The organism is Paenibacillus sp. SER-28 (assembly GCF_052906305.1).
Genome location: NZ_JBRECM010000067.1, coordinates 1 through 278, shown reverse-complemented (window position 1 = coordinate 278; position 278 = coordinate 1). Strand labels below are relative to the sequence as shown.

Here is a 278-nt window from a genome sequence, read left to right as displayed (position 1 = left end):
CTCCAGGCCAGCCGCATGCCCTTGCCGCCGCCGCCGGCCGAGGCCTTCATCAGCACCGGATAGCCGATCTCGTTCGAGATGCGCACGGCATGCTCGGTATCGTCGATCTCGCCGACATAGCCGGGGACGACGTTCACCCCAGCCTGCTTGGCGAGCTTCTTCGATTCGATCTTGTCGCCCATCGCCGCGATGGCGTTGGGCGGCGGGCCGACAAAGGCGATCCCCGCCTCGGCGCAAGCCCTGGCGAAGCTCTCGCGCTCGGAGAGGAAGCCATAGCC

At 67.6% G+C, this 278-nt stretch carries 1 protein-coding gene; it reads right to left on the bottom strand.

The window, feature by feature from the left end; translation table 11 throughout:
- A partial coding sequence (locus ACUYLD_RS25655; protein WP_446676238.1) for an ATP-binding protein occupies positions 1 to 278 on the bottom strand: 278 nt, incomplete at both ends.